The sequence below is a fragment of the Novibacillus thermophilus genome (assembly GCF_002005165.1).
Classification (GTDB): domain Bacteria; phylum Bacillota; class Bacilli; order Thermoactinomycetales; family Novibacillaceae; genus Novibacillus; species Novibacillus thermophilus.
The window spans coordinates 607707-628973 of record NZ_CP019699.1 but is presented as its reverse complement, the minus strand read 5'-3'; the positions used below and the strand labels follow the sequence as shown (position 1 = coordinate 628973).

Here is a 21267-nt window from a genome sequence, read left to right as displayed (position 1 = left end):
CAGAAATCCGACTACGAAAAAAATGAGTGCGATCAACCCTAGTATACGAGGCAGTCTTTTCACCAGTATCCCTGCTTTCTTGAAAATACGCGCTGACATGCTGACGGCACCAGCCGACAGAATAGGCTCACCTTATGCTGGCGCCGATGACGAATGACAGCGACACAGATATCACCATGGAGACGAGACCGACAGCGCGATTGTCGTTCTGAATTTCTTCGTCAACTTTAAACGCAGGCGTCAGAAACTCAAACAAGAAATAAGCGACCAAGAGCAGAACGAAACCGTAAATACTCCATACAAGGGCCTCCCACATCGTGTCATTGTGCGCGATCGAGTAGTGGAACACATTGGCAATGCCAAAAATTTTCCCGCCTGTCGCCAAAGCAACCGCCATGTTGCCGTTTTTGATTTCATGCCAATTGCGGTAGCGCGTCGCCAGCTCAAACACGGCGAGGGACAGGAGGAGTGACACGATGGCCACTGAGTAAAAAGCCGCCGTTTCAATATACGGATTCTCCCAAAAAGTATTCACTGCGAATCCCACCCGTACCACTTGTTCTCACATTTGCAGCTCATCAATACTTATACGAAAAAGCGACGGTTCCGTTTCACTACGATTCGCCTAATTCAACGACCGTCACTCCCGATCCACCTTCTCCCTGCCTGCCGAGGCGGAACTGTTTCACGTGTCGGTGTGACTTTAAATAGTTGTGTATTCCTGTTCTCAAAGCCCCTGTGCCTTTCCCGTGAATGATGGACACTCTCTGCAACCCGTTTAATACAGCATCGTCTAAATACTTATCCGTCTCTATAATAGCCTCTTCAACTGTACTCCCGCGGAGATCCAGTTCCGGACGCACATCTTCTGCCGCACGGGTGACGCTCGTCATCGGAGCCGCTTCTTTTTCGCCGGGAGTTTGCACTAGTTCCACATCGTGGATGGGCACTGTCACTTTCATCAAGCCGAGTTGAACTTGCACGTCGTCGCGGCTTAAGACGTCGGCGACGTGCCCTTTTTGATTGAGCGAACGGACGTACACCTCGTCTCCCGGCTTCAGTTGAGAGTGTTTCACTCGTTTTCCACCCGTTCCTTCCGCCCTTTTCCACGGCCTGCTGACTTCAGGCTCTTGTGCATCCAAGCGCTTTTTGACCTCGATGAGCTGGTGGTCTTTCACGTTTTGCGGAGTACTTTTCAACTGCCGTAACTCGCCGATGACGGCGTCCGCTTCACGCTTCGCTTTTTTCACAATTTCGCGCGCTTCCATTTCAGCCTGCATACGTAAGCGTTCCCGTTCACGCTCTAGCTCTCGTTGTGCTCGTTCGACGCTTGCTTTCAGTGCTTCGGCTTCGCGGCGCAAGGCGGCGGCAGCTTCTCGTTCCCCCTCTGCCTTCTTACGGTTGAATTCCAAAGCAGCAATCATGTTTTCCACGCTGTTATCATCTGCGCCCAACTGTTCTTGCGCCGTTTTGATGATGTGTCGGGGGAGACCGAGCCGCTCCGCGATGGCGAAGGCGTTACTCTTGCCCGGAACACCCACCCGCAAACGGTATGTCGGACTGAGCGTTTCAACATCGAATTCGACACTAGCGTTCATCACATTCTCACGATTGTAGGCGTACGCCTTCAATTCACTGTAGTGCGTGGTGGCGACAACGCGACACCCTCGCCGCTGAATGTCGTCCAACAGAGCGATGGCGAGAGCAGCCCCCTCTGTCGGATCGGTACCCGCTCCCAGTTCATCAAGTAAGACCAGACTGTTGGGGCTCAAATGCGTAAGAATGCGCACGATGTTGGTCATGTGCCCGGAGAAGGTGCTCAAGTTCTGTTCAATGCTCTGTTCGTCGCCGATGTCGGCAAACACGTTGTCAAACACGGCGACTTCGCTTTCTTCTTCTACCGGTATGAACAAGCCTGACATGGCCATGAGTGTCAGCAACCCGATCGTCTTCAACGTCACAGTCTTGCCTCCGGTATTCGGACCGGTCACCACCAAGGCCGTATACTGGTCCCCGAGGTCCACATCGATGGGAACGACATTTTCGTCCGGAATGAGCGGATGTCTCGCACGTTTTAAGCGCACGACACCGTCTACATTCACACGGGGGCGGGTGGCATTCACGTGGCGAGCGTATGCGGCTTTCGCAAATATGAAATCAAGCTCTCCCAACGCTGTGACATTTCCTTGCAGTTCATCGTGCACTTCTGCGACTTTCGCCGTCAGTTCCTTTAACAGCCGCTCCACTTCCCGCTCTTCTTGAAGACGCCACTCACGCAATCGGTGGTTCAAACTGACGACTGCATCCGGTTCAATAAACAGTGTCGCACCTGAAGCCGACTGATCGTGAACCGTTCCTCCAAACTGTGAACGGTATTCCTGTTTCACCGGTACGACATAACGTTCACCGCGCAGCGTCACGATCGCCTCCTGCAGCATCTCTTTGTAACGGGTACTTCTCAGCATCTGTTCCAGCTTGTCGCGAATGTCGCGCTCTGTCTGGCGAATCGCGCTGCGGATTGTACGCAACCTTTCACTGGCGTGGTCGACGATCTCGCCGTGGTCGTCGATGACACGTTCAATGTCCTCTTCTACATGCTTCAAGTTCGTTATTTGCCCTGCTAAACGGGTGATGATCGGCAGTGTCGCGTTTTCTTTTTCCACGACATCTAGCAGAAAACGCTTCAACCGCCTTCCGCTGGAAATGGTTCCGGCAATATCCAGCAATTCTGAAGGGGTTAGAACAGAGCCGATGGACGCCCGCTTCAAAAGCGGACGGATGTCCCGTATACCGCCGAGGGGGACGCTGTCTTTGAGTCGCAGCACCTCTACCCCCTCTTCCGTCGCGGCGAGCCACTCTTCTACCTCCGCTAACGCATGAACGGGAAGCAGCTGCCTCACTTTCTCCCGACCTAAACGGGAGGAGGCAAACGGCTGAATCTGTTCAATGACTTTTTGGTACTCCAGTGCGTCTAAATCCCGTGTGTCCAATGGCGTCACTCCTCGCTGTCATTATAATGCGAGACAAATGGGGAGGCAAATGAAAAACATAGATTTCTCCAGGAAAGGGAAGGATAATGCTACATCCACGAAAAGGAGGGAACTGCATGACGATTGTACGCCACATCGTTCGCTTTATCGTAGCAGCTATTGTGTTGTGGATCGTCGGGTTTTTAGTACCTGGCTTCGAAGTGAACGGCTTCGGCAGTGCGTTTCTGGCAGCACTCGTCATCGCTGCTCTCGGTTGGTTAATCGAAACGTTCTTGGGACGGGATATTTCTCCGTACGCCCGCGGTATTGTCGGTTTTCTCGTCAGCGCCGTGGTGATCTACGTGACACAGTTTATCGTAGGTGGCGTGAGCGCCAGTATCATCGGAGCGTTGCTGGCGGCGCTAGTGATCGGGGTCATCGATTTGTTCATTCCGACGAAAGCGCGGTTCGATGCGCCAAGTCGGGCTGAAAAATAACCCAATCCCGAAAGAAGGACACTGCAGAGGATGCAGTGTCCTTCTTCTTGCGCCTTTCATTACTTGGCAAACACGTGCTTGCCGATGCGTTTAATGACGGGACGATTGTAAATCCAACTGTTTGTCGTCTTTGCTGGGTTGTAGTAGTACAGTGCCCCGTCCGTCGGGTCCCAACCGTTAATGGCATCGCGCACTGCTTTTACCGCCTCGTCATCTGGCGTCAACCATATTTGTCCGTCTGCCACGGCGGTAAACGCGCCCGGTTCAAAGATCACTTCCGACGGACTGTTCGGGAACAGTTCGCTTTCCAGCCGGTTTAAAATCACAGCGGCAACCGCCACTTTTCCGATGTACGGTTCCCCTCTCGATTCCCCGTACACGGCATTTGCCATGAGACGGATATCGTTGGCTGAAAAGCCTGCGCTGTTTTCGAGCACCGTCTTCTTCGGCTGCTGTTGCTGCTGCTCCTGCTGTTGGTTCGTTTGGGGAGCATTCCAGCGTTTCTCAGGCGGCACCTCATGTTCTTTCGGTCGCCAATGTTTCGTCGCCTGCCACAACTTCAGTTTTGTTTTAGGGCCGACAACACCGTCCACATTTAATCCGAATTCGTACTGAAAATGACGCGTCGCCCAATATGTTCGCCAGCCGAACAGGCCGTCGACTTTTCCGGTGTAAAACCCGAGCAGTTTCAACCTCCCCTGTAACTCGTACACGTCGCCACCTTCAGCTCCCACTTTTAGCACTTCATCGCCGAAAGCGGATGCCGACTCTACGTTCGTATTCACGTACACTCCCAAAAAACAAGCAGTAAGAAATATGCCGAGCAGCAGACTGGAAACGACTTTGCGCTTATCCACTCACATCAACCTTTCTTGCAGGAAAGTCACATCACTGTATGACAGTATTATCCCTAGTTGATGGAGTTCCTATGCGCTTTTCGGGCTAACCGCGGTAAGAGCGGTAATCTCGGAAACGGGCACGCACGCGTCGTCTCTGTTTCCACTGCCTTCTGAAATAGAGTAAACACCAAAAAACGACCAACAAGCTGATGAACCACAGCATCCACGGGAATCCCGCCAGCTCCGTCTCTTCCTCGCTCCTCGCCGACACATTCGCCACACTGTTCGCTGCAATGACCGGGATGCTCTTAAGGACTTCGTTATCGAACGTGAGTTGAACGCCGCCGATTTCCTCCCCCTTTTCGATAGGAAGCGTCACCCGGCGCAGGACGAAATCTTGCTCCACCGTCTCCACTGAAGCCCCTTTCGGCAACGTGATGTAGGAGTTGTCCTCTTTAAACTGTCCCGTCACTTCTTGGCCTTCTACAGTCAGGCCGGCAAGGGAATCTTCATCGACGGTTAAGCGGTGAGTCGCAAACGTCTCGTGACCGTAATCCATCAATGCCGTCAAGTCGCGATACATATTGTCAGCCGAACCCGGAACCTTTAATAAAACGGCAATCAGCTGTTGTCCGTTGCGTTCAGACGTGGCGACAAACGTCTGTTGTGCATCTTCGGTATAGCCGTTTTTCACTCCGGTCGCGCCGTCGTACTCCCACAACAGGCGATTGTGGTTCACGATGTGCCCGGGCTGCCAACTTTCTCCCTCCCACGGGTATTCTTTCGTCCCGACGATTTCTCGGAACGTCGCATTCTGCATCGCATAACGGGAAATTAGCGCCATATCCCTGGCCGTTGTCACGTGATCTTCGTCTGGCATCCCGCTGGGATTCACAAAATGTGAGTTGGTGGCACCGAGTTCCCGGGCTTTCTCGTTCATCATGGCCGAAAACTTTTCCACCGACCCTCCTAAATGTTCGGCAACGGCCACCGCTGCATCGTTCCCCGAGTTGATGAGCATACCGTACACTAAATCAATGAGCGGTTTCTGTTCACCTTCTTCGAGGTAGACCCTGGTACCGCCTGCGTGAACGGCATTTTTCGATACCGTGACCACCTCGTTCAACCGTCCCGATTCAACGGCGATAATGCCGGTCAATATTTTCGTGATACTGGCCGGGTACATCGGTCGATCCGGATTGCGACTGTACAACACTTGACCGGACTGTGCTTCCATCAGTATCCCGGCTTCCGCTTGCAATTCAGGCGGTCCTGCCTCCCCTTCCGCAAACGACCGGTGTGGATGGACCGCCAGTACGAACAGGAGTACGTAAAGTGTGACGTCGCGAAGTTTACGAACCATGATTTTTTCCTTTCAACCGTTTTACCAGCTTGTCCAATGTCAACGTATTCAAAATGTGGTGCCGAGTCAGCCATCCCCTGCGCGCTGTTCCCACGCCGTATGTTATCAAGTGGAGATGTTCTGCCCGGTGAGCATCGGTATTGATAGCAATCGTCACTCCGTAATCCTCCACAGCCTGTCTCAAATGGCGATCGTTCAAATCCAGGCGATTAGGGTTCGCGTTCAGTTCCAACACCGTTCCTGTATCGGCAGCCCGTTTAAAAATTTCCGGCAAGTTGAGGGCGTAGCTGTCACGCCGGTTGAGGAGCCGTCCTGTCGGATGGGCGATGACGTGGACGTACGGGTTTTCCACCGCTCGCAAAATGCGCTTCGTCATCGTCCGCTCATCTTGTCCGAACGCACTGTGCACAGACGCGATGACGACATCGAGCTGCTCGAGTACGTCGTCCGGATAGTCTAGACGCCCGTCGGGAAGAATGTCCACTTCCACTCCCGCTAACACGGTAATGCCATCCAGTTCACGGTTGACCCGATCAATCTCCTCTCGCTGCTTCATCAAGTCCTCAACGCTCAATCCGCCGGCAATGACGAGGGAACGGGAGTGGTCGGTCACGGCAACGTACTCGTATCCTTTCGATTTTGCCGCTTCGGCCATTTCCCGAATCGTACAGTGCCCGTCACTCCACTGACTGTGCACGTGCAAATCGCCGCGAATATCTTTCTCCGCGACGAGGTCGGGCAATCCTTGCTCTAGGCCGACCTCTGTCTCTCCCTTCCCCTGCCGCAACTCAGGTGGTATATACGGCAATCCCAACTCGTTGTAAAAGTGGGTTTCCTCGTCAAACGTCAACGTCCGGCCGTCCGCCAACTGTTCGACTCCGTATTCGCTCACTTTCCATCCTTTTTCTTTTGCGATTTGACGGATGCGCACATTGTGTTCTTTCGACCCTGTGAAGTGGTGAAGTGCCGTGGCGTACTGCTCCGGTGTCACGATGCGCACGTCCACTTGTACCAGCCAATCCGCCGCAACGAGAACACTCACTTTCGTCGTTCCGCGGTTCACGACCTCCTCGACCGCAGGGAGGGACGCAACTTCTCTCGCAACGTGATCCGGCTGTTCCGTCGCGACGACGATGTCCACGTCTTTGACCGTTTCCTCCATGCGGCGAATGCTGCCCGCGAGGCTCGCTTGAACGACTTCGGGAATCGATTGAATCTGAGTCAATACCTCTTCAGCGACAGGCCGAACATGCCCCAGGGGAAGCCGTTCCGGTCGTGTTCCCGCTCGTTGGATGGCTTCCAAAAGTTTGGCTTCCGACTTCGCGCCGAATCCCGGCAGAGTCCGCACCTGTTGTCGGCGAATGGCCTGTTCCAGTTCCGACACATTGGTAACGTTCAGCTTTTTGTACAGCGTCTTGACTGACTTGGGACCGAGACCGGGCAGTTCCAGAAGAGACATTAATCCTTTCGGCAGTTTTTCGCGATACTCGTTTAAAAGCGACGACTCACCGGTCTCTATGATCTCGCGAATGACAGCAGCCGTGCCTTTCCCGATTCCCGCTACCGATTGCAAGTCTTCTTTTATCTCCTCTAAGGGCCGCTTTAAATGTTCTACAGCCTGTCCCGCACGGCGATACGCATTGGCCCGGTAAGGATTTTCACCGTCGATCTCCATGTAGTTGGCGAGTTCGAACAACATCTCAGCGATGTCGCGATGACTGGGCAAAGGCCTTCCCTCCCATCGGCTGCTCGGCTACCTATATTATGTTTTCGGCGAAAGTATCCACTCTTTCAACCAGCTGGTCAGGGCAGGGGTTGTATTCGTCACCCATGTGGCAAACCACGACTCTTGCAAGAGGGATTGCATTTTCGGCCCGGGGATGAATTGGAGTGCGTTGATGGCGATTACCAAAATGATCCCGATTTGAACGAGCGCAAGGAAAACGCCGGCCAACCGGTTCACAGTGTTTAAAACGGGCAGCTTCACCACATGGTGAAGCATTCCGGCAATAAGGCGGAAAAGGAATTTCGTTCCGAAAAACAGGAGCACAAAGGCGATCACCCGGTACAACACGGCGTCTAGCGGCAAAAATGACAGCCACGACGGTGTCTCCCCGTCACGGCTCGTGACGGGGACCACTTCTCCGAGTCCGTTTGCGAGATCCGCACTGAAGCGAAAAGCAATCACTAAAGCCAAAACAAATCCGATCAGACTGGCGATCTGCAAGACGAATCCGCGGCGCAACCCGTTCAACACGGCTCCCGCAAGCAGTAACAACACCACGATGTCAAGTAGGTTCATCGGCATTCACGAACGATTTTTTCCGTTCTTAAGCTTGTTTTCCAATTCCTCGTATTTTTGACGCAGGCGAAAGTAGTCATTCGCGATGTTTAACGCTGTTAAAATGGCTAATTTGGACGTATCCAAACGGGTGTTCCCCTGTCCGACCCGATGCATCACTTCATCCACGTATCCCGCCAGTGTACGCATGTACTCGGGGCTTTCATCTCCTACAATTGTATAATTTTTCCCATAAATGGATACGGTTAAACGGTTCTTCTCTTCGCTCACGACTGCCCCTCCGTTCCCCGCTACAGAACATAACGAGCTTTTCACGTTATTCGTTCGCTACTACCCTATCCAATTCCTTCCCTTTCGTCAAGAATAGACGCACGAACGGGGTTACCTCAATTGGGCACCGTGTTTATCGTGCAATTGGCGAACGATCTGATCGTGCATCTCGTTAATTTCTGCGTCCGTAAGGGTGCGGTTCGGGTCGCGAAATACGAGGGCTAAAGCGACACTCTTCTTCCCCTTCCCGATCTTTTCCCCTGTAAAGACGTCGAATACCGTCACAGATTCCAACCATCTTTTCGCCACGTCGCAGATGGTGTCTTCCAGTGCTCTCACCGGCACGTCTTCGTCTACGACTACGGCCAAATCGCGGGTCACGGCCGGGAAGCGGGGTAACGGACGGTAACGGACCTCATTTTCCACTGCCGCCTGCAAAACGGGAGACAGTTTCACCTGAAATGCGTAACTTTCGGGAAGGTCGTACTGTGCGGCAAGTTGCGGGTGCAACTGCCCGACGTACCCGATCCCCTCGCCGTCCAGCTTTACTTCAGCTGTTCGGCCAGGGTGAAAACCTTCCGGTGACGCCTGTTCGTACGCGATGCCCCTGATGCCGAGCCGTTGAAATAGCGCCTCCAGCAACCCTTTTACCGTAAAGAAATCGAGGGGCTTCTTCTGTTCCAGCCAATCGGGTGACATGAACGGGCCGCACAACAGTCCGGCAAACTCCTCCTCCTCTTGTGGAAGCTTGCTCAGCTCCGCTTCTTCCGTCGCGAATGTTCGCCCCATTTCAAAAATGGCGACTCGTTCTTCCCGGCGATGAATGTTGTACTGCGCCACTTCGAGCAATCCCGGCAACAAGCTGGTTCTGAGCACACTTCGCTCTTCGCTCATCGGCATTTGCAGGCGTATTTCGCGCATCCCTGCGTTCAGCGACTCAATTTCCCTATTTTTGTGCGGTGCCGTAAAAGCGTACGTCATGACTTCGAACAGACCCAAACCTTGCATCGTCCGGCGCAACATGCGTTTTAAAGACTGGACCTTCGTCAGGGAGCCGATCTCCGTTTCGCTCGTCGGCAACCGCACCGGAATGCGCTCGTACCCGAACAGGCGGGCCACTTCTTCGATTAAGTCAGCTTCAATGGATATGTCGGGACGGCGTGTCGGGACGTGGACTTCAATTCGCTCACCTTTGTCATCGTAATCAAAGCGGAGCCGGTCGAAGATGGATGTCACTTCCCGTTTGTCGATGTCTACCCCGATCAGTTGATTCATCCGCTCGTAGCGCATTGAGACCGTCGATGGCGCGTGTTTCCCTTTTTCAGCCACCACTTCTTCAGACGCGGCCTCACCTCCACCCAACTCGCACATCAACTGTGCCGCACGGCGCAATGCCGGCAATACGCGCGTCGGATCGACACTTTTCTCGAAACGTGCACTCGCTTCGGATCTCAAGCCAAGTTTGCGAGACGTTCTGCCAATCGACTGCGGCGAGAAGTAGGCCGATTCAATCAGAACCGTCCGGGTCGAGTCACTAATTTCAGAGTTGGCGCCCCCCATGACGCCGGCGATGCCGATCGGCTTGCTTCCGTCTGTAATCAACATCATCGATTCGTCCAGCGCCCGTTCCACGTTGTCCAGGGTGACAAACGTCTCCCCTTTCCGGGCGTGACGAACGACAATCGTGCCGTCCGCTACCTTGTCGTAGTCAAAAGCGTGTAGCGGTTGCCCGTACTCCAGCATGACGTAGTTTGTAATGTCGACGACGTTGTTAATCGGGCGAATCCCAGACGCTATCAGACGGTTTTGCATCCATTGCGGTGACGGGGCGATTTGGATGTTTCGCAATACTTGCAAAGTGTAGAGCGTGCAGTCTTCCCCGGCATCCAACTCTACCTTTGCCGGCAACTCCGCCTCTCCCAGAAGCGGTTCACTGTAGCGTATGTTTAGTTCGCGGTCAAACAGTGCGGCCACTTCATAGGCAACACCGATGATGCTCAAGCAGTCGGAACGGTTCGGCGTCAGATCGAGTTCCAACACTTCGTCATCCATTCCTAAGACGCTTTTAACATCGGTCCCCGGTTCCCATTTTCCATTTAACACCATAATGCCGTCGGACATTTTATTGTCCAGTCCGAGTTCGCTGGCAGAGCAAATCATCCCGTTCGATTCGACGCCCCTCAGTTTTGCCTTCTTGATTTTGAAATCCGGGAGCGTGGCACCGACTTTGGCCACGGGAACATACTGCCCGGCCGCGACATTGGGAGCGCCGCACACAATGTCCACCGGACGATCTTCCCCGACGTCTACACGACACACTTTCAATTTGTCAGCATTCGGGTGTTGTTCCGCACTCAGGACATACCCCACGACGACGTCGTGGATGCCCGTGTCACGCTTCTCTACCGTGTCAACTTCCACACCGGCCTGTGTCAACTTTTCAGCTATTTCCTCTACACGGATACCGTCTATATTCACGTACTGCGATAACCATTCCTTGGATACGCGCATCGTCATTCCTCCTCGTACTACACTGAAAATTCCTCTACTACAACTCGTTACAACGAGACAAACTGGCGCAAGAAACGGAGGTCGTTGTTGAAGTAGTAGCGGATGTCGTCTACGCCGTACTTTAACATCGCCACCCGCTCAATCCCCATGCCAAACGCAAAACCGGTATACTTTTCTGGATCGTAGCCGGACATTTCCAGCACCCGGGGATGTACCATACCTGCGCCCAATATCTCAATCCACCCGGTTTTTTTACACACATGGCATCCGTCTCCGCCACAGTTTGCACAGGACACGTCCATCTCGGCCCCCGGTTCGACGAACGGAAAGTAACTGGCGCGAAAGCGGACTCGCCGGTCTTCTCCGTACATCCTGTGGGCAAACTCCGTTAGTGTGCCTTTCAGATCGCTCATGGCGATATTTTTGTCGATGACTAACCCTTCTGTTTGCGAAAACTGGTGAGAATGGGTGGCGTCATCGTCGTCCCGGCGAAACGCAAAGCCGGGACAAATCACTTTAACCGGTTTTCCTTTGCGGCTTTCCATCGTCCTCGCCTGTACGGGCGACGTATGGGTGCGCATGAGAATGTCTTCTGTAATGTAAAACGTGTCCTGCATATCGCGGGCCGGGTGGTTCTTCGGCATATTCATCGCTTCAAAGTTGTAATAGTCCCACTCGACGAGTGGTCCGTCCGCCACCTGAAATCCCATTCCGATAAAAATGTCTTCGATTTGTTCGACTATACTGCTTAACGGATGGATGCTCCCTTGATCGAACGTGCGGCCCGGCAGCGTCACGTCGACACTTTCCCGGGCTAGCTGTTCTGCCAGAGCCTGTTCTTTCAGCTCTTTTTCTTTCCTGGAGACGGCCTCCTCTAATTCACGGCGGATACTGTTGACAAGCTTCCCGACAGCAGGACGCTCTTTTGGCGCAAGTTGTCCCATTTGACGCAAAAATTGCGTCAATTCCCCTTTCTTCCCCAAGTACGCCACACGGGTTTCGGACAGTTCTTGCTCCGTTTCCGCCTGTCGAACAGCTTCCATCGCCCTTGCTCGCAACGCTGTCAGTTGTTCTTTCATGCCCTTCTCCTCCTTCTAAACTTCACTTGCAAGGTCACACAAAGAAAGCCTTTCGCCCCTTTTATAAAAGGGGCGAAAGGCCGCGGTACCACCCTCGTTTATCACTTCATTCGCATAACGGAATCGTCCGGTTCCCCCTACTGATCCTCTCAAGACCGTTCAAGGGACAGCTCCGGAGGGAACGTGTCCGGCCTTTTTCCGAGGGGTGCTTCCAGTCCACGACACCCCTTCCCTGGCAGCAAGTACCGGCACCCTTCTCCTTCTTCGCCGTTACTCTCTGTTCAAATTTGTCTACCAGTATAGATCAACCTGTCACATTATGCAAGATCTCTGGTCCCCCTCATTCTCCTTCCAATCTCTTTTTCTCAGCCAACAGTCTTTCAAACTCCCGTTCCAAGTCTTCTGACGGACCTAGGCTTAGCCGGCTCAGCACTTCCGTCAGTTTGGTTTCAACCAGAAGGCGCCGTTTCTCCTTGTCCTCATCCCCGTTTTTCCGGGCGTGACGCTCTGTATAGTGGCGATAGGGTCCGTCAAACAGTTTGATGTCCCCCTGTTCAAAGGTTAAGATTCTCGTTGCCACCGTTTGCACCAAGCGCCGGTCATGGGTGGCGAAGATGAGGGTGCCCTCATATTCTTTCAAAAGGGACTCCAGGGCCGTAACGGCCGCAATATCCAGATAATTCGTCGGCTCATCCAGGATCAACACATTCACATCACTGAGAAAAACTTTGGCCAAGGCCACCTTCACCCGCTCGCCCCCGCTTAAAACCCCCACCGGTTTATACACGTCGTCTCGGATAAAATGGAGACGGCCCAAAACGGTGCGGATCAAGGTTTCATCTTGCTTGGAAGTAGAACGGACATTGTCCAATACGGTCTGTTCAGCACATAAAACGGTAAGGTCCTGACTAAAATAGCCCAGTTTGACAGACGGCGAAAGAGAGACACCCTCCCTTTGCTTGACGATTTTTTTCAACAGGGTCGTTTTCCCACACCCATTGGGTCCCAAAACGGCCAGCTTGTCACCACCCCGTACCTCAAAGCTGGCTGGCTTCCACAGTAAACGGCTCCCCATCAACCCTGGCAAGTCTTTCACCCGTAGCACAATTTTACCCTTGACGGTGTCCCCATGTAACACATCCATTTTAACAGGGGGCTCTTCTTTCACCTTTTCCACTTTTTCCAACTTCTCCAACCGGGTTTGAATCGATTTGGCTGTCTGGTGAAGTTTCTTTTGTTTTTTGGCAAAGTAGGGCTTGGCTCCAGTGATTTTGGCTTCGGATGCACTCACGTTTTTGGGCGCCTTCGCGGCCCTTTGTGCCTTTTGCTCCTTTAGCCGTAACGCTTCTTCCAACTGTTTCTTCTTCTGCACATACTTTTCATAGGCCAGTTGGTGTTGCTTGCGCTCCCACTCTTTTTGGTTGGCATAGTCAGTGTAATTCCCAGCATAGATGTTCACCTTACCCGCATCAATCTCCCAAATGGCCGTACATATCGCGTCTAAAAACGCTCGGTCGTGGGAGACGACGACAAAGGCCCCGGCCAACGGGACAGCTTTTTTTCGAGCCATTCGATATGGTTGGTATCCAAATGGGTCGTCGGTTCATCCAAGAGGAGCAGTTCCGGCTGTTTAGAAAGGGCGTGAATCAGGTATTTCTGAGTCCGTTCTCCGCCACTTTTCGTACCGTGTTTTCCCTTGAACTGGGGCATGTATTGAAACGACGCGCGGACGGTGACCGAACCTTCCTCTGGCTTTTTAAGCCCAGCGAGCGTCATGAGTAACGTCGTTTTCCCGCTGCCATTTTTCCCCACTAAGCCTATTCGGTCGTTCGGATAAATGCGCAGATGGTCTACATCAAACAACATCCGATCTCTCTCAAACATCTTTAAGCGATGGGCTTCCAATAAGGCCATGCGATCATCTCCACTTTTTGGATATAAAAAGCCTCCCATTCCTGTTCAGAATAGGAGGCGCTAAACGAGTGAGCACAGACAAACTGTATTGGCCCATTCAAATAATCGCGTCCAATCCTATTCTGAATACGCATTTGAAGGCAACACAAACGATAGCGGACGTCTCTTCCGCTTCGCGAAACCTTCCATCCGTTGCGTTCAAAATAGGATTAGAACCTCATGTTGCGAACGTTCACCCTTTTCCATCCGTTTGATGTCATCTTAAACAACTGAAAACTATTTGTCAAAATCACGACATCCCCAGTCAGCCAGACAGTATTCCAGTCCTTGCATCCTTTATTTACTCACACCCCCGCGTTGACGGACGATTTCATACAGTAGAACTGCGCCGGCGACCGACACGTTGAGCGATTCGGCCCCTTCAGCCAACGGGATCTGCACATTGCGGTCGGACATGCGGCGCAGCTCTGATGCTAGACCGTTCCCTTCGTTGCCCAGTAACAAAGCGACGCGTTCAGGATAGCGAACCGCGTGGTACAGCTCGCCGGCATCTGCGGCCGTTCCGACGACCTGGCCTCCCACAGCCTGATAACGCGTGATCCACTCCGCCAGATCGACCTGTTGAAACGGAATGCGGAATATGGCTCCAGCTGCAGAGCGGACGACCTTCGGGTTGTACGGGTCGACCGTTCCTTTGCCCAGCCCGACAAACGTCACCCCTGCAGCTGCTGCCGTTCGTAGCAGTGTTCCCAGATTTCCCGGGTCTTGAATGCGGTCGAGCAACAGAACGAGGGAATTTTGCTTATGTAGATCAAAAGACGCAGCTTGGGGCATGTCGACGACAGCCCCTGTCCCTTGCGGCGTGTCGGTCTCCATTAAGTCGCGGAACAAAGGCGGAGACAGCACGTATACGGGAATTCCCTCCCGCCGTACCCAATCCCACCACTCGTCCGACAGGGAACGCGTTTCGGCACACAGCACTGCATGAAACTGACAACCCGCTTTTCGAGCCTCAGTGAACAGCTTTTCGCCCTCGATGAGTAGCTGGCGGCGGCGGTACCGTTCCTTTCGGCTATGTTGCAGTTTCCTCCACTGCTTTAAGGTACGGTTGTGCGGAGACGAAATGTCAACAGTATTCATCACGACTACGCCTTCTCCTCGAGGCGCTGCAAGTCATCGTTGTGGCCAATGACGACGAGAATATCTCCCTCGTTGATGCGGTCACTCGCCAACGGGGCAATATTGATGCGGTCGCCGCTCTTAATCGCCATCACGTTGCAACCGAATTTGGCTCGAATATCCAGGTCCTTCAACGTTTTGCCGCTGAAAAATTCTCCTGCGTGTATTTCGACGATGCTGTAGTCATCCGCCAGTTCAATAATGTCGAGAATATTTGGGGAGATCAAACTGTGGACGACGCGGATCCCCATATCCCGCTCAGGGTAGACCACTTTGTCCGCGCCGATTTTGTACAGCACCTTTCCGTGCAATGCGTTTCGCGCCTTGACGACGACTGTTTGGACATCCAACTCCTTCAAGATGAGGGTGGTGAGGATGCTCGACTGTATATCCTCTCCGATGGCGACGACGACAATGTCGAAGTTGCGTATTCCGAGGGCATTTAACGCCTCTTCATCGGTGGTATCCGCCACAACGGCGTGGGTTGCGATGTTGGAAAAATCTTGAATTCTCTGCTCATTCTTGTCAACGACGAGGACTTCGTAACCCATCTCGCACAGCGCCCTCGCCACGCTGCCGCCAAAGCGGCCCAAACCGATCACGGCAAACTGCTTTTTCATCCAGGGCTTCCCCTTTCACATATCCCGGCTATTGCTCCACTATTATAGCAGACGGCAATTATATTTTCACAAGGACTTCGCCATACTATGGAACAAGGTATGTTTGCTGGGGTGGACACTAACGCAGGAGGGTTTGCCTAGATGGGACTTGACAACATCAGTATTCGCAAAGCCGTCATTCACAACATTCACGATATGACGCAGGAGGAATTGCGCGACATGGTCACCGATTCCATCGAACAAAAAGAGGAAAAACTTCTGCCCGGCCTGGGTGTCGTGTTTGAATTAATTTGGGAAAACATCAGTAGCGACTTGCGTCGCCAACTGATTGACACCTTGCACGCCCATTTGCCGGATCACGCAGAAAAACCGATTTAAGGCAACAAGATGTGGGGGAAGTTTTGACCTCTTCCCCGCATCTTTCATTGCCGTCGCACTCCCGGGGGGAGGAAGGGTTCTGGCTTCGGGATGCGAACCCTTAAGACGCAACCGTTCAACTCCGTTTCCATCCGCTCGCTCTGCAACCCTTTGGGGAGCGTCGTCACATAGCGAAACGACATGTTCGATTCACAGTACCCCTGATTTAAATCTGCCTCACTTTTTTCCTTGCTTCTTCCAGTTATGCACAGTTCGCCGTTTATCGCCCGAATGTCCAGTTGATGATCCGGCGACAGTCCGGGGATTTCGATGACAAACACCCACTCGTCTTCCGTTTCGTACTGTTCATGTCTCATCCACGCAAAGTCGGACAACTGACCAAACGGGGGAAACATATCTTCCCACATTTCGGCGTGGTGCCGTGTGTGGTCCAACCAGGGAAACAGTTTCGACATCCCATTTCACCTCTCATATCGACAAGACTCAAAAAGAGCGACCTGCCTTTGTCGGGAACAGGAAGCTCTTTCCACCTTTGCGGTGTGCGATTTAATAGTATGGACCGTCGTAACCGTAGCCGTACCCGTAGCCGCCAAAACCTCCGAATCCCCACCAGAACACGAGGAAAAAGAAAAACAAAATAATCAAAATCCAGATCCACGAATACCCGCCAGCGAAGAAGCTGGTGTTCGCACTCAACGTCCTTCCTCCTTCCCACCTCTTCTCTCTTTAACGTATGGAGAGTGGCGGAAAATAGCGTGGACGAATGCCTGTTGTGCAAGCCTAAAAATTGCTATAATAAAAGGCTGAAACGAGGTGTCTAACATGCGCATACGCCGCAAGCCGGGCGTTGAGGAAAAGCTGCTGGCACAAACGCAGTACGTTATCGACCCCAACCGATTACAGCAGACTTGGTCACACTTTTTCACGAATGACCACCCGGTTCACGCCGAACTCGGCACGGGAAAGGGACGGTTTATCACGACCTTGGCCCAACGCAACCCCGATGTGAACTACGTCGGTGTAGAACGTGTACCGGAAGTGTTGTGGCAGTGCGTAAAAAAAGCCGTTGATCTCAATCTCCGCAATGTCGCGTTTTTATGGATGGACGTGCAGGACCTTCCATCTCTTGCCCACAAGGGAAAGTGGGAACGCATTTATTTAAATTTTTCCGATCCGTGGCCGAAACGTCGACACGCCAAGCGGCGGCTCACCCACCCCTCTTTTTTATCCATTTACGAACAGCTGCTCGTTCCCGGCGGAGAAATCTTTCTAAAGACGGACAACGCCGGCTTTTTTGAGTATTCCCTGAACCAAGTGGCAGACAGAGATTACCGCCTCCGCGCCATTACACTGAACTTACACGAAAGCGAATGGCGAGAAGACAACATTATGACAGAGTATGAAGAAAAGTTTTCAAAAAAAGGCCAGCCCATCTACCGGTTTGAAGCGCGCTTGCGCACTTAAACGAACGCAAAAGGGCTCTCACAGCTTAGACCTGCAGCTTGTGAGAGCCCCTTTCGGTTATTTCTCCAACATGTCGACGATCTTATCGCCGTACTCTGCAGTCGTGAGAGTGGTGTGCTCGTCTCCGGCCAGATCGGCTGTCCGGTAACCGGCGTCGAGCACTTTGTGCACCGCTTGTTCAATGGCACGAGCAGCTTCCTCATCGCCGAAGGAGTACTTCATCATCATCGCAACGGAAAGAACAGTGGCAATGGGGTTCGCGATCCCTTGACCGGCGATGTCAGGAGCCGAACCGTGTACCGGCTCGTACAGCCCGATGTTGCCGTCGCCGAGGCTCGCCGACGGCAGCATGCCGATTGAACCAGTTAAAATAGCGGCTTCGTCACTCAAGATGTCTCCGAACATGTTCTCAGTGACGATGACGTCAAACGACGCCGGACGGCGCACTAACTGCATCGCGCAGTTGTCCACCAGCATGTGCTCCAACGTGACGTCGGGATAGTCCGGCGCGACCCGCTCCACGACAGACCGCCACAGTCGGGAACTTTCCAACACGTTCGCTTTGTCTACTGATGTCACGCGTTTCCGTCGCAGTCTAGCAATTTCAAACGCCTTGCGCACGATGCGCTCGATCTCGTGTTCGTGATAGACCAACGTGTCGACAGCCACTTCCCCGTCTTCCGTCCGTTCCCGTTTTTTCTCCCCGAAGTAGAGTCCCCCTGTCAACTCGCGGACGACGATGAGATCGACCCCGCGCACTGTTTCTTCCTTTAAGGTTGAATTGTGAATCAGCTGCTCATGGGGAGCCGCTGGCCGCAGATTGGCGTACAGTTGCAACGCCTTGCGAATGCCGAGCAGCGCTTTTTCCGGCCTCAAATCACCCGGGTTGTCGTCCCACTTCGGACCGCCGACGGCACCGAGCAATACGGCGTCTGCCTTTTGGCTCATGTGCAATGTCTCCTCAGGGAGCGGCTGTCCTGTTTCGTCGAGGGCGGCTCCGCCGATCAAGCCGTACTGAAACGTGAACGAGTAGCCGAACATTCGTGCCACGCGCTTCAGCACTTTCACCGCTTCGTCGACGATTTCCGGGCCGATTCCATCTCCCGGCAAAACTGCTATCTGTTTCTCTTTTGCCAAAATTCCGGTCCTCCTAACACTCATGAATGAGCTTCTTCGCTAAAATGACATCCGTCTGCCGAAACGTAAGCTAAAACTGTTTTGTCTACCGAAACTGTTGAGAGGTTTTCTCAACTGATCGTCGCTGTTTCCTGCCCTGGCAAAGCGGTTCCTTTCTGCGTCTCTTGGTCCCGACGGCGGGCGATGAGCCGGTTTACGGCGTCGATGTAGGCCCGTGCACTCGCCTCCAAAATATCGGTGCTGACCCCCCGGCCTTGAACCGTCAGCTCATTTTGACGCAGTTGCACAAACACCTCCCCAAGGGCGTCTTTACCGTGTGTAACCGAATTAATTTTGTAATCGGCCAACTCGACTTGTTCACCCGTCGCCCGGTCAATCGCTTTGTATATGGCGTCGATAGACCCGTTGCCACAAGCCGCTTCCTCGATCTTTTTGCCGTCTTTGTGGTTTAAGCGCAACGTCGCCGTCGGCACGGACTGCGTGCCGTACGATAAATGAAAGTAGTCCAGGCTGTACACTTCCTCCGGTTCTCCCCAACGCTCTTCCACGAGGGCAATCAAGTCTTCATCGTTGATCGTCTTCTTCCGGTCTGCGAGATCTTTAAACCGCTCAAACAGTTTGTTGACTTGCTCGTCATTTAACTGGTAGCCCATGTTGCGCAATTTGTCGCGAAAGGCGTGGCGCCCGGAATGTTTGCCCAGCACGAGATTGCTCTGGGACAGGCCAATCGTCTCAGGACGCATGATTTCGTACGTCGTGCTGTTCTTCAACATACCGTCCTGGTGAATCCCTGACTCGTGAGCAAATGCGTTGGCTCCGACGACGGCCTTGTTCCCGGGGACGAACATTCCAGTCAGCTTGCTGACGAGGCGGCTCGTGCGCGCAATTTCCTTCAAGTTCAGTCCGGTCATGGCAGAGTAGTAATCCTTACGGGTGTTTAGAGCCAACGCTACTTCCTCAATGGCCGCATTTCCAGCCCGCTCGCCGATCCCGTTAATTGTTCCTTCAATTTGCCCGACTCCGGCCTCTATTGCCGCTAGGCTGTTGGCGACCGCCATACCTAAGTCGTCGTGACAGTGTGCGCTCAATGTTATTTTGTCAATATCCGGCACTTTCTCCGACACGTACTTAAAGATGTGGGCGTACTCCTCAGGACTCAAATACCCCACGGTGTCGGGCAGGTTCAACACAATGGCGCCACTTTTAATCGCCATGTCGGCGACTTCAACGAGAAAGTCCAACTCGGTCCTTCCGGCGTCTTCCGCCGAAAACTCAATCTCGGAAAAAAACTGTTTGGCGTACGCCAACGCTTCCCGCGCATTGTCCAACACTTGTTCTTTACTCATGCGCAACTTGTACTGACGGTGAATGGGTGAGGTCGCGATAAAGATGTGCAAACGGGGATTTTCGGCATCTTTCAGCGCTTCCCACGCGGCATCGATATCTTTTTTAACCGTTCGGGACAAGCTCACCACTTTCGGTCTTTTGACGGTTTGCGCCACTCTCTTGACGGAGTTAAAGTCCCCGCGGGAAGCAGCCGCAAACCCGGCTTCGATGACGTCGACGCCTAACCGCTCCAATTGGAGGGCGATCTCCACCTTTTCCTCTTGACTTAAATTCACCCCGGGAGACTGTTCCCCGTCGCGCAGTGTCGTATCGAAAATGTCCACTTTGCGCATGTTCCGGACCTCCTCCAATCATCGAGTTTTAATTTTTCACTGTCTGCTTGTCGTTAATCCAAGACATCATACTCCGCAGTTCGCGACCCACTTGCTCCAGCTGGCTTTCTTTGTCCGCCTGGGCCATTTTGTTGAAGTTGGGGCGGCCACTTTTGTGCTCGTTGATCCAGTTGCGGGCGAACGTGCCGTCTTGAATCTCTTTGAGCACTTCCTTCATCGCTTTCCTAGACGCTTCACCGATCACGCGTCGACCGCTCACGTAATCACCGTACTCCGCCGTGTCACTGATGGAATAGCGCATGCCGGTGAGGCCCCCTTCATACATGAGGTCGACGATGAGCTTCAATTCGTGCAAACATTCAAAATAAGCGATTTCCGGCTGGTATCCGGCTTCTGTCAGTGTTTCGAAGCCAGCTTTCACCAGTTCGCTCACCCCTCCGCACAGAACCGTCTGCTCACCGAATAAATCAGTTTCGGTCTCCTCTTTGAACGTCGTCTTCAAGACACCGGCTTTCGTCGCGCCGATGCCGTTGGCGTACGCCATCCCGATTTCAAACGCTTGGCCGCTGGCATCTTGTTCAACGGCGATGAGTGCCGGCACGCCGAATCCTTCTTCGTACACGCGGCGCACGAGGTGCCCCGGGCCCTTCGGCGCAATGAGGACCACATCGACATTGTCCGGAGGCACAATTTGCTTGAAGTGAATGTTGAACCCGTGGGCGAAGAAGAGGGCTTTGCCTTCGGTCAAATGCGGTTCGATTTCATTTTTGTACGTGTCCGGCTGTATTTCGTCTGGTAGAAGGATTTGAATAATGTCACTCGCTTGAGTCGCTTCAGCCACCGTTTTGACGTCAAAGCCGTCCTGTACAGCTTTGTCCCACGACTTCCCTTTGCGCAAACCGACGACGACGTTCACTCCACTGTCCCGCAAGTTTTGGGCGTGAGCGTGCCCTTGACTCCCGTAGCCGATGATCGCCACCGTTTTTCCGTTCAAGTAGCTCATGTCTGCATCGTTGCTGTAATACACTTTTGCCATGTTCGTATAACCTCCTGAAAAGTTTGTAAT

19 protein-coding genes and 1 pseudogene are annotated in these 21267 nt (G+C 53.1%); 3 read left to right on the top strand and 17 right to left on the bottom strand.

What is annotated here, in order from left to right; genetic code table 11:
* Window positions 1-127 precede the first annotated feature (127 nt).
* Window positions 128-535, bottom strand: coding sequence for a DUF350 domain-containing protein (locus B0W44_RS03145; RefSeq protein WP_077718735.1), 408 nt, complete (start codon window positions 533-535; stop codon window positions 128-130).
* A gap of 79 nt (window positions 536-614) precedes the next feature.
* Window positions 615-2990 (bottom strand): endonuclease MutS2, encoded by a 2376-nt coding sequence (locus tag B0W44_RS03140; RefSeq protein ID WP_077718734.1) that lies wholly within the window; start codon window positions 2988-2990, stop codon window positions 615-617.
* Between the two features lie 116 nt (window positions 2991-3106).
* On the opposite strand from B0W44_RS03140, the gene B0W44_RS03135 reads away from it, so the two are divergent.
* A complete protein-coding gene (locus B0W44_RS03135; RefSeq protein WP_077718733.1) occupies window positions 3107-3466 on the top strand; it encodes a phage holin family protein in 360 nt (119 codons plus the stop codon).
* Window positions 3467-3525: 59 nt separating this feature from the next.
* Here B0W44_RS03135 and sleB read toward each other — a convergent pair whose 3' ends face one another.
* From sleB to B0W44_RS03085, 10 genes and pseudogenes are all read right to left on the bottom strand, one after another.
* Window positions 3526-4263 carry a spore cortex-lytic enzyme gene (sleB, locus tag B0W44_RS03130; protein WP_228441635.1) on the bottom strand — a complete coding sequence of 246 codons (738 nt, stop codon included), beginning with the start codon at window positions 4261-4263 and terminating at the stop codon, window positions 3526-3528.
* A gap of 145 nt (window positions 4264-4408) precedes the next feature.
* Window positions 4409-5668 (bottom strand): D-alanyl-D-alanine carboxypeptidase family protein, encoded by a 1260-nt coding sequence (locus B0W44_RS03125; RefSeq protein ID WP_077718731.1) that lies wholly within the window; start codon window positions 5666-5668, stop codon window positions 4409-4411.
* A complete protein-coding gene (gene polX, locus B0W44_RS03120; protein WP_077718730.1) occupies window positions 5658-7394 on the bottom strand; it encodes a DNA polymerase/3'-5' exonuclease PolX in 1737 nt (578 codons plus the stop codon). The genes B0W44_RS03125 and polX overlap by 11 nt, the downstream gene beginning before the upstream one ends.
* A 36-nt stretch (window positions 7395-7430) precedes the next feature.
* Window positions 7431-7970, bottom strand: coding sequence for a CvpA family protein (locus B0W44_RS03115; protein WP_169835396.1), 540 nt, complete (start codon window positions 7968-7970; stop codon window positions 7431-7433).
* 6 nt (window positions 7971-7976) lie between these two features.
* Window positions 7977-8240, bottom strand: coding sequence for a cell division protein ZapA (gene zapA / locus B0W44_RS03110; protein ID WP_077718728.1), 264 nt, complete (start codon window positions 8238-8240; stop codon window positions 7977-7979).
* A gap of 111 nt (window positions 8241-8351) precedes the next feature.
* On the bottom strand, window positions 8352-10751 hold the full coding sequence (gene pheT / locus B0W44_RS03105; protein WP_077718727.1) for a phenylalanine--tRNA ligase subunit beta: 2400 nt from the start codon (window positions 10749-10751) through the stop codon (window positions 8352-8354).
* 47 nt (window positions 10752-10798) lie between these two features.
* A complete protein-coding gene (gene pheS, locus B0W44_RS03100) occupies window positions 10799-11830 on the bottom strand; it encodes a phenylalanine--tRNA ligase subunit alpha (RefSeq protein ID WP_077718726.1) in 1032 nt (343 codons plus the stop codon).
* Between the two features lie 340 nt (window positions 11831-12170).
* Window positions 12171-13744 (bottom strand): annotated as a pseudogene (locus tag B0W44_RS03095) (Vga family ABC-F type ribosomal protection protein).
* A gap of 336 nt (window positions 13745-14080) precedes the next feature.
* Complete coding sequence (locus tag B0W44_RS03090; protein WP_228441634.1) at window positions 14081-14884, bottom strand: TrmH family RNA methyltransferase; 804 nt, start codon at window positions 14882-14884, stop codon at window positions 14081-14083.
* Window positions 14885-14889: 5 nt separating this feature from the next.
* Complete coding sequence (locus tag B0W44_RS03085; RefSeq protein WP_077718724.1) at window positions 14890-15543, bottom strand: potassium channel family protein; 654 nt, start codon at window positions 15541-15543, stop codon at window positions 14890-14892.
* 141 nt (window positions 15544-15684) lie between these two features.
* Between B0W44_RS03085 and sspI the strand changes: the two genes are divergently transcribed.
* The gene (gene sspI, locus B0W44_RS03080; RefSeq protein WP_077718723.1) at window positions 15685-15921 is read left to right on the top strand and encodes a small acid-soluble spore protein SspI; all 237 of its coding nucleotides are present in this window, start codon (window positions 15685-15687) and stop codon (window positions 15919-15921) included.
* Between the two features lie 44 nt (window positions 15922-15965).
* Here sspI and B0W44_RS03075 read toward each other — a convergent pair whose 3' ends face one another.
* Together B0W44_RS03075 and B0W44_RS17990 are read right to left on the bottom strand one after the other, a co-directional pair.
* Window positions 15966-16376 carry an Hsp20/alpha crystallin family protein gene (locus B0W44_RS03075; protein ID WP_077718722.1) on the bottom strand — a complete coding sequence of 137 codons (411 nt, stop codon included), beginning with the start codon at window positions 16374-16376 and terminating at the stop codon, window positions 15966-15968.
* A 91-nt stretch (window positions 16377-16467) separates the two neighbouring features.
* On the bottom strand, window positions 16468-16617 hold the full coding sequence (locus B0W44_RS17990) for a hypothetical protein (protein WP_169835338.1): 150 nt from the start codon (window positions 16615-16617) through the stop codon (window positions 16468-16470).
* Between the two features lie 126 nt (window positions 16618-16743).
* Between B0W44_RS17990 and trmB the strand changes: the two genes are divergently transcribed.
* A complete protein-coding gene (gene trmB, locus B0W44_RS03070; protein WP_077718721.1) occupies window positions 16744-17385 on the top strand; it encodes a tRNA (guanosine(46)-N7)-methyltransferase TrmB in 642 nt (213 codons plus the stop codon).
* A gap of 57 nt (window positions 17386-17442) precedes the next feature.
* Here trmB and leuB read toward each other — a convergent pair whose 3' ends face one another.
* From leuB to ilvC, 3 genes are all read right to left on the bottom strand, one after another.
* Complete coding sequence (leuB, locus tag B0W44_RS03065) at window positions 17443-18522, bottom strand: 3-isopropylmalate dehydrogenase (protein ID WP_077718720.1); 1080 nt, start codon at window positions 18520-18522, stop codon at window positions 17443-17445.
* Window positions 18523-18632: 110 nt separating this feature from the next.
* Window positions 18633-20201, bottom strand: a complete 1569-nt coding sequence (locus B0W44_RS03060) for a 2-isopropylmalate synthase (protein ID WP_077718719.1) — start codon at window positions 20199-20201, stop codon at window positions 18633-18635.
* Window positions 20202-20229: 28 nt separating this feature from the next.
* Window positions 20230-21237 (bottom strand): ketol-acid reductoisomerase, encoded by a 1008-nt coding sequence (gene ilvC, locus B0W44_RS03055; protein ID WP_077718718.1) that lies wholly within the window; start codon window positions 21235-21237, stop codon window positions 20230-20232.
* Window positions 21238-21267: the final 30 nt, after the last annotated feature.

Coding starts and splice junctions, on each gene's coding strand:
- B0W44_RS03135 (WP_077718733.1), top strand. CDS start 3,107: ATGACGATTGTACGCCACATCGTTCGCTTTATCGTAGCAGCTATTGTG.
- B0W44_RS03125 (WP_077718731.1), bottom strand. CDS start 5,668: ATGGTTCGTAAACTTCGCGACGTCACACTTTACGTACTCCTGTTCGTA.
- B0W44_RS03115 (WP_169835396.1), bottom strand. CDS start 7,970: ATGAACCTACTTGACATCGTGGTGTTGTTACTGCTTGCGGGAGCCGTG.
- pheT (WP_077718727.1), bottom strand. CDS start 10,751: ATGCGCGTATCCAAGGAATGGTTATCGCAGTACGTGAATATAGACGGT.
- pheS (WP_077718726.1), bottom strand. CDS start 11,830: ATGAAAGAACAACTGACAGCGTTGCGAGCAAGGGCGATGGAAGCTGTT.
- B0W44_RS03090 (WP_228441634.1), bottom strand. CDS start 14,884: ATGAATACTGTTGACATTTCGTCTCCGCACAACCGTACCTTAAAGCAG.
- B0W44_RS03085 (WP_077718724.1), bottom strand. CDS start 15,543: ATGAAAAAGCAGTTTGCCGTGATCGGTTTGGGCCGCTTTGGCGGCAGC.
- sspI (WP_077718723.1), top strand. CDS start 15,685: ATGGGACTTGACAACATCAGTATTCGCAAAGCCGTCATTCACAACATT.
- B0W44_RS03075 (WP_077718722.1), bottom strand. CDS start 16,376: ATGTCGAAACTGTTTCCCTGGTTGGACCACACACGGCACCACGCCGAA.
- trmB (WP_077718721.1), top strand. CDS start 16,744: ATGCGCATACGCCGCAAGCCGGGCGTTGAGGAAAAGCTGCTGGCACAA.
- B0W44_RS03060 (WP_077718719.1), bottom strand. CDS start 20,201: ATGCGCAAAGTGGACATTTTCGATACGACACTGCGCGACGGGGAACAG.
- ilvC (WP_077718718.1), bottom strand. CDS start 21,237: ATGGCAAAAGTGTATTACAGCAACGATGCAGACATGAGCTACTTGAAC.